General features: G+C 72.9%; 6 protein-coding genes. 2 read left to right on the top strand and 4 right to left on the bottom strand.

The features are described from left to right. Positions 1–322: 322 nt before the first annotated feature. Positions 323–1,357, bottom strand: coding sequence for a ketopantoate reductase family protein (locus VIG76_RS07285; RefSeq protein ID WP_331952616.1), 1,035 nt, complete (start codon positions 1,355–1,357; stop codon positions 323–325). A gap of 83 nt (positions 1,358–1,440) precedes the next feature. On the opposite strand from VIG76_RS07285, the gene VIG76_RS07280 reads away from it, so the two are divergent. Both VIG76_RS07280 and VIG76_RS07275 read left to right on the top strand, forming a co-directional pair. Further along, positions 1,441–1,767, top strand: coding sequence for a Dabb family protein (locus tag VIG76_RS07280; RefSeq protein ID WP_331952618.1), 327 nt, complete (start codon positions 1,441–1,443; stop codon positions 1,765–1,767). A gap of 31 nt (positions 1,768–1,798) precedes the next feature. Beyond that, positions 1,799–2,578, top strand: coding sequence for an SDR family NAD(P)-dependent oxidoreductase (locus VIG76_RS07275; RefSeq protein ID WP_331952614.1), 780 nt, complete (start codon positions 1,799–1,801; stop codon positions 2,576–2,578). 3 nt (positions 2,579–2,581) lie between these two features. Here VIG76_RS07275 and VIG76_RS07270 read toward each other — a convergent pair whose 3' ends face one another. The 3 genes from VIG76_RS07270 to VIG76_RS07260 are packed head-to-tail and all read right to left on the bottom strand — an operon-like array spanning position 2,582 to position 7,009. Then, positions 2,582–3,505, bottom strand: coding sequence for an NAD(P)-dependent oxidoreductase (locus VIG76_RS07270; protein ID WP_331952612.1), 924 nt, complete (start codon positions 3,503–3,505; stop codon positions 2,582–2,584). 13 nt (positions 3,506–3,518) lie between these two features. Further along, a complete protein-coding gene (locus VIG76_RS07265) occupies positions 3,519–4,826 on the bottom strand; it encodes a dihydrolipoamide acetyltransferase family protein (protein ID WP_331952610.1) in 1,308 nt (435 codons plus the stop codon). Then, positions 4,823–7,009 (bottom strand): alpha-ketoacid dehydrogenase subunit alpha/beta, encoded by a 2,187-nt coding sequence (locus VIG76_RS07260; protein WP_331952608.1) that lies wholly within the window; start codon positions 7,007–7,009, stop codon positions 4,823–4,825. Before VIG76_RS07260 ends, VIG76_RS07265 begins: the two co-directional genes overlap by 4 nt. Between the last annotated feature and the right edge of the window lie 141 nt (positions 7,010–7,150).

The following is a 7,150-nucleotide window of genomic DNA, read 5'->3' as shown; positions in this document are numbered from 1 at the left end:
CTGCCACGACGGCCACGCGTCGATCTCCGAGTGGAGCCGCCAGAGGTCCTCGAGGCGCGCATCGATCAGCCGGGTGTGCAGGGCGAGCACAGGCGCGGATCGGTCGATGTCCGAAGGCACGGGCTCACGCTACTCGCGCGGGCCCCGCTCCTGGGGGACGGATCGGTGACCGCTGGGCGACATCCGGTCGTCGGATGCGCGCGGCGCGCGTCCCGCATGCATGCGGATGCGCCGCCCGGGACCGGACCCGGCGCCTGCAGCCACGTTCGGCACACCCGCATGAAGCCGGGACGGCTCCCCGGGCCGCCTGGAGCGACAGCGGTCAGGCCGAGACGGGCGCCCCGAGCAGCAGCTCGGCGTTCCGCGGGTCGGCGGCGAGCTCGCCCGCCTCGATCCGCAGGGCGATCTCGACCGTGCGCTCGTTCGCCGGAGCCGCGGAGCCTGCCGCGCGCAGCGCCCGCACGACCGCGCCGTTGATCTCCTGCACCTCCGCCCTGCGGCCCTTCATCCAGTCCTGCAGCACCGTCGTGCGCGTGGTCGGCGACGAGAACTTCTGCAGCACGATGTCGAGCAGCGCCGGCGCGTACGTGTCGGCGTCGGTCACGTCCGCCTCGGTGAGCCCGAACACCGGCCGCAGCCGGCTGCCCGACGCGATCGTGGCAGCCGCGGCCTCCCGGCAGCAGCGGTCCATGAACTCGCGCACCCCGGGCACCGCCGCGGCGTCGGCCAGCGGCAGGTCGAGGATCGCGGAGGGCACCAGCTCCCCGGCGTTGGCGACCAGCTTCATCCACTTCGACGAGCGGATGTCGTCGGAGATCTCGACCGTGCCCGCGTGGTGGAGGGCGTCCCAGACCTCCTGCTCGCGCCCCTTGGTCGCGTCGTCGTAGGCACCCACGGCGAACCAGGCGGTCGCGGGCGAGTTCTCCCGGTTCACGATGCCGGGCTCGAACATGTTCGAGGCCATCTCGATGACGGCGCCGATCGTGCGCTCGGGGCCGACGACCGCGGCGATGTCGTCGATGCTCATCCCGTTCTGCAGGCCGACGACGAGGCCGTCGTCCGCGAGCACGGGCTTGATGAGCTCGCACGCCCAGCGCGAGTCGTAGGCCTTCGTCACGAGGAACACCAGGTCGAACCGCTCCCGCAGCGTGGCCACGTCGCAGAGGTGCAGCGCCCGCACCTGCGTGAGCGTCGTCTCCTCCGGCATGCGGATCTCGATGCCCCGCTCGCGGATCGCCTCCACGTGCGCCGGCCACTGCTCGATGAACGTGACGTCGAGCCCGGCGCGCACCATGTCCGCACCGACACCCGAGCCCTGCGCGCCGCTGCCCAGCACCGCGATCCGCTTCCCCGACATGCGTCCTCCTCGGCCGTCGGGTGCCACTTTACGGCCGTTCTGTCATACTGAACAGCACCGATCGACGAGGAGAGGTGAGCGCGATGATCCGCCATCTCGTGCTGTTCCGGCTGGCCGACGGGTCCGCCGCCGAGCGTGCGGAGCAGACGGCCGGGATGCGCGACCGTCTGGAGGCGCTGCCCGCCCTGCTGTCCGGTGTCCTGTCGCTCCGCGTCGGCCCGGATGTCGTGGGCGGCGCCGAGCACTGGGACGTGGCCCTCTGCGCCGACTTCACCGACCGGGACGCGCTGCAGCGCTACCAGGTGCATCCCGAGCACCGCGCGGCCGTCGAGTGGATGGCCTCGTTCGTGGCCGCCCGCTCGATCGTCGATCTCGAGCTGACGGATCCAGGGCAGGACCAGCCGCGCTGACGGCCGGCGACGGGGACGCGAAGGAGCGGACATGGCAGGACGGATGGCGTCGAGGACAGCGGTCGTGACGGGTGCCGGGTCGGGCATCGGCGCCGCCATCGCCCGCGGGCTGGCGGCGGAGGGCGCGAACGTGGTGCTCGCCGACCTGAACGACCAGGCGGTGCAGGCGGTCGCGGACGGCATCACGGCCGACGGCGGCGCGGCGCTCGCCATGCACGTCGACGTCACCTCCCGGGCGCAGGTGCAGGCGGCCGTCGCGGCGACGGTCGAGCGGTTCGGCCGGCTCGACGTCTGGTTCAACAACGCGGGCATGAACGCGCCGATGCCGTTCCTCGAGATCACCGAGGAGAACTTCGAGCGGATCATGCGGATCAACGCCATCGGCGTGCTGATCGGCATCCAGGAGGCGGCGAAGCGGTTCCTGGAGCAGGGCGGCGGCGGCAAGATCGTGAACACGGCGTCGATCGCGGGCCGCACGGGCTTCCCCAGCTTCGCGCCCTACAGCGCCTCGAAGGCCGCGGTGATCTCCCTCACGCAGGCCGCGGCCCGGGACCTCGCGCAGCACGGCATCACCGTGAACGGCTTCGCTCCCGGCGTGGTCGCGACGCCGCTCTGGAAGCAGCTCGACGCCGACCTCGCCGCCATGGGCGCCGCGGATTCGGGCTTCGACTCGATGGCGGCGGACATCCTGCTCGGCCGGCCTGCGCAGCCGGAGGACATCGTGCCGACCGCGCTGTTCCTCGCCTGCAGCGACTCGGACTACATCACGGGGCAGATCGTGGCCATCGAGGGCGGGATGATCCTCGTCTGAGCGTCAGTCGCCCTCGGCCGCGAGCTCGATCCCGGCGTCCCGCGCGACCTGCAGCAGCACGGCGGCGAGGTCGAGGCCGGCACCGAGGCCGCTGGCGATGAGGCGCGAGTAGGCGACCTCGGTGGCCGCGAGCACCGGCATCGGCACCTCGAGGTCCTGCGCGAGGCCGAGCGCGAGCCGGACGTCCTTGCGCTGCCCCTCGGCGGTGAACGCCGGCGTGAAGTCGAGCCCGACCAGGGCGGGCGTCTTGTACGCGCTGAACGGCGACCCGACGGCGCTGTCGTTGACGAACGCGAGCAGGTCGCGCCGGGCGACGCCGGCGCGGTCGGCGAGCACGGCCGCCTCCGCGAGCGCCTGCATCGTCACGGCGAGCAGCGCGTTCGTCGCGAGCTTCACGACGTTCGCCTGCGCCTCGGATCCGACGCGGTACGTCGCGCGGCCGAGCGCCGCGAGCACCGGCTCGACCGCGGCGATCGCGCCCTCGTCGCCGGAGACGGCGAAGATCGCCCGGCCGGACTCGACGACGCCGGGGTTGCCGCTGACCGGGGCCGAGGCGTACGCGAGACCGGCGCGATGGGCAGCGAGGGCGGCCCGCTGCGCGGCCTCCACCGACACCGTGGATCCGTCGATCCAGGCGGTCGCGCGGCGCCGGGCGGCCGGGGCGTCGGCGAGCGCCGCGGCGAGGTCGTCGAGCGCGGTGTCGTCGAGCACCATCGAGAAGATCAGGTCGCTCTCGGCCGCGTCCTCGATCCGTTCGATCCTGGTCGCTCCCCTGGCGATGAGGCCGTCGGCCTTCGCCGGCGTGCGGTTCCAGACGGCGAGCGGGAAGCCGGCGTCGAGCAGCCGGCCGGCCATCGCCGTGCCCATCCGGCCGAGCCCGAGCCAGGCCACGCGGGGCCGGATCGCCGGGTCGAGTGAGTCGGTCATGCGGGGCCCTTCGTCAGACGAGGAGGCGGAACGGCTGCTCGACGGCGGCGGTGAACGCGGCGAGCCACTGCGCCGCGAGCGCCCCGTCGATCACACGATGGTCGGCGGACAGGGTCACCGTCATCATCGTCGCGACCTCGAGCGCGCCGTCGACGACCACCGGTCGCTGCTGCGCGGCGCCGACCGCGAGGATCGCGGACTGCGGCGGGTTGATGATGGCGCTGAACTCGCGCACGCCGAACATGCCGAGGTTCGAGATCGAGAAGCTGCCGCCCTCGAGCTCCTGCTGCTTGAGCCGGCCGGCACGGGCCCGCTCGGCGAGGTCGCGAACGGTCTCCGCGATCGACCCCGCCGACCGGCCCTCGACGCCGCGCACCACCGGGGTGACGAGCCCGTTCGGCACGGCGACCGCGACGGCGATGTCCACGGAGCGGAAGCGACGGATGGCGTCACCGGTCCAGATGGCGTTGGCGTCGGGCACCTGCTGGAGGGCGACTGCTGCCGCCTTGATCAGGAGGTCGTTGACCGACACCTTGACCGTGCCGACCTCGTTCAGCCGGCGGCGCACCTCGAGCAGCGCGTCCATCCGGCAGTCGCCGACGACGTAGAAGTGCGGGACGGTCGTCTTGCTCTCGGTGAGCCGCCGCGCGATCGCGCGGCGCATCCCGCTGAGCGGCAGGTCCTCGAAGTCCGTTCCCGTCGGCGCCTGAACGGCCGGCGTCGGGGCGGCTGCAGCCGGTGCGGGGGGAACGGCCGGGGCGGGCGGCGCGGCGGCGAGCGCCCGCTCGACGTCGCGGCGGACGATCCGTCCGGACGGGCCGGTCCCGGTGAGCCGCGCGAGGTCGAGGCCGTGCTCCTTGGCGAGCCGGCGGACGATCGGGCTCGCGAAGAGCCGGCCGCCCGGCTGCCGGGTCGCGTCGTCCGCCGGCAGCTCGGCCGGGGTGTCCGCGACCGGCGACGGCACCTGCTCCGGCGCGGTCTCGGGCTCGGGCGCGACCGCCTGCTCAGGCGCCTGCTCCTGCGGAGGCTGCTGGGCCTCGTCCGCAGGCGCTGCGGGCGCCTCGTCCGGGGAGCGCGCCTCGGAGGGGTCGCCGACGACCGCGATGGGGTCGCCGACCCGCACGCTCTGCCCCTCGCCGACGAGCAGCTCGAGGACCGTGCCCTCCACCTCGGCGGAGTACTCGACCACGGCCTTCTCGGTCTCGACCTCCGCGAGCGGCGCGCCGATCGCGATGGTCTCGCCCGTGCGCACGAGCCAGGTCTGGATCGCCGCCTCGGAGGTGTTCGCGAGCACCTCCGGCATCCGGATGATCGAGCTCACGAGCGCTGCCCCATGCCCTGCACGATCCGTTCGAGGCCCGCGACGACCTCCTCGGTGCGGGCGATCGCCGCCCGTTCGAGGATCCGGGAGATGCTCGGGCTCGCCTCGCCGCCGGTCACCCGTTGCACGGGCTGGTCGAGGAAGTCGAAGAAGCGCCGCTGGATCTCGTCGGCGAGCCAGCCGCCGTAGGAGGTGCCCTGGGCGCCCTGCTCGACGATGAGCACCGCGTTCGTCTTGCGGATGCTGTCGCCGAGCGTCTCCCAGTCGAGCGACGCGCGGTCCAGCCAGCGAAGGTCGACGACGTCGGCGTCGACGCCCGTCTGCTCGACCGCCTCGAGGCAGTGCCGGACCATCGAGAGGTAGCTGATCACGGTGACCTCGTTGCCGGCGCGCCGGATGCCGGCCTTGCCGAACGGCAGCTGGTAGTCGAGGTCGACCGGCACCTCCTCGTTCAGCGGGTAGAGGTCGACGTGCTCGATCACGAGCACCGGGTCCTGCAGCGCGAGCGCCGCGTTCATCAGCCCGACGTAGTCCGCCGCCGTGGACGGGGCGACGATCCGCCAGCCCGGGCTCGTGGCGAAGACCCCGGCCGGGTCCATCAGGTGCTGCGACCCGTAGCCGGAGCCCATCGCGACCTTGGTGCGCAGCACGAGCGGCACGGGGTTGCGGCCGCCGAACATGTGCCGCGCCTTGCCGATCTGGTTGAACACCTGATCCGCCGCCACCCAGAGGAAGTCGGGGTACATGAACTCGACGACGGGCCGGTAGCGGCCGTCCAGGGCCATCCCGCCGCCGAGGCCGACGAAGGCGTTCTCACTGATCGGGGTGCCGAGCACCCGGTCCGGGAAGGCCTTCGCAAGTCCCTTGGTCGCGCCGTTCGTGCCGCCGTTCAGCCGGTGCACGTCCTCGCCGAGCACGACGATCCGCTCGTCCTGCTCCATCCGCCGCTGCATCACGCCGGCGACCGCGTCGACGAACTTCCGTGTCGACGTCTCGCCCTCGTAGCCGAGGGGCTCGAGCACGGTCGCGCCGTCCAGCTCGGATGCGTCGCCGCGGACGCCGACGTCGACGAACTCGGGGTCGGGCCAGAGCTCGGGCCGGATGCGCCGCTTGCCCGCCTGCTCCGGGTCGGCCTCGGTGAGCCGGCTCGCGACGTCCTTCATCGCGGCCTGCGCCTGGCTGCGGAGCGCACCGTCCTGCTCCGGCGAGAGCACACCGAGCGCGGCGAGCTCCGTCGCGACCCGGACGAGCGGGTCACGGCCGCGCCAGTCGGCCTCCTCGTCCTTCGAGCGGTAGCCGAACGCACTGCCGGGGTACGGGCCGTTCTGGTGGAAGAAGCGGTAGACCTCAGCCTCGATGACCGCGGGCCCCTCGCCGCCGCGCATGAGCGCCCCCGCCTCCTCCATCGCGAGGTGCACGGCGAGCGGATCCATGCCGTCGACCTGCCAGGCCGGGATGCCGAACCCGGGGCCGCGGCCGGACAGCCGCGCCTCGCCGGTGACCTCGTGCACCTCGGTGGAGACGGCGTAGAGGTTGTTCTCGATGAAGAAGCCGAAGGGCAGCTTCCACGCCGCGGCGAGGTTCATGCTCTCGAGCACCGAGCCGATGTTCACCGCGCCGTCGCCGAAGTAGCTGACGGTGAGGTCGTCGGTGCCGGCATGCCGCTGCGCCCACGCGTTGCCGGCGCCCATCGGCACCCCGCCGCCGACGATCGCGTTCGTGCCGAGCGCGCCGGCCTCGAACCACTGCAGGTGCATCGACCCGCCTCGGCCCGCGCAGTAGCCCTGCGCGAGCCCGAGGATCTCGGCGAGCGTGCGCTGCAGCACCTCGTCGACCTTCGGCACCACGAGCTGCTCCGGGTCGAAGCGGCCGCCGCTCACATGCGTGAGGGCCTTGGCCAGGAACTGGTGGTGGCCGCGGTGGGAGCCGTTGACGGCGTCGCTCGAGCGGAGCCCGATGATCGAGCCGACCGCGCCGCCCTCCTGGCCGATGCTCGAGTGGGCCGGACCGTGCACCAGCCCCTCGCCGGCGAGCTCGAGCACCGTCTCCTCGAAGGCCCGGATGAGGTGCAGCTCGGCGAGCATGCCGACCAGCAGGCCGGGGTCCGCCGCCTTCCAGTCCTCGGGCGTGGTGGTGAGCCGCACCCACGGGACGGCGGCTTCGAGACGAACGTGCTTCGGCATGACCCTCTTCTCCATCGACGGGAGCCCTTGCGCAGTGCGTTCACTGTAGATGAACATTGTCGCCAACGGCAACAGCCTCAGCGCACATCGGCGCCTGAGGAGCCGATCGACCGGTGGATTGGATCCAACGGGAGCGAAGGA

Source organism: Amnibacterium sp. (genome assembly GCF_036559085.1).
Taxonomy (GTDB): domain Bacteria; phylum Actinomycetota; class Actinomycetes; order Actinomycetales; family Microbacteriaceae; genus Amnibacterium.
Note: the sequence above shows the minus strand (reverse complement) of the source record. Positions and strands in the feature narration are given on the sequence as shown.

Bases quoted from the DNA above. Each gene is read 5' to 3' on its own strand.
- VIG76_RS07275 (WP_331952614.1), top strand. From the start codon at position 1,799: ATGGCAGGACGGATGGCGTCGAGGACAGCGGTCGTGACGGGTGCCGGG.
- VIG76_RS07285 (WP_331952616.1), bottom strand. From the start codon at position 1,357: ATGTCGGGGAAGCGGATCGCGGTGCTGGGCAGCGGCGCGCAGGGCTCG.
- VIG76_RS07270 (WP_331952612.1), bottom strand. From the start codon at position 3,505: ATGACCGACTCACTCGACCCGGCGATCCGGCCCCGCGTGGCCTGGCTC.
- VIG76_RS07280 (WP_331952618.1), top strand. From the start codon at position 1,441: ATGATCCGCCATCTCGTGCTGTTCCGGCTGGCCGACGGGTCCGCCGCC.
- VIG76_RS07260 (WP_331952608.1), bottom strand. From the start codon at position 7,009: ATGCCGAAGCACGTTCGTCTCGAAGCCGCCGTCCCGTGGGTGCGGCTC.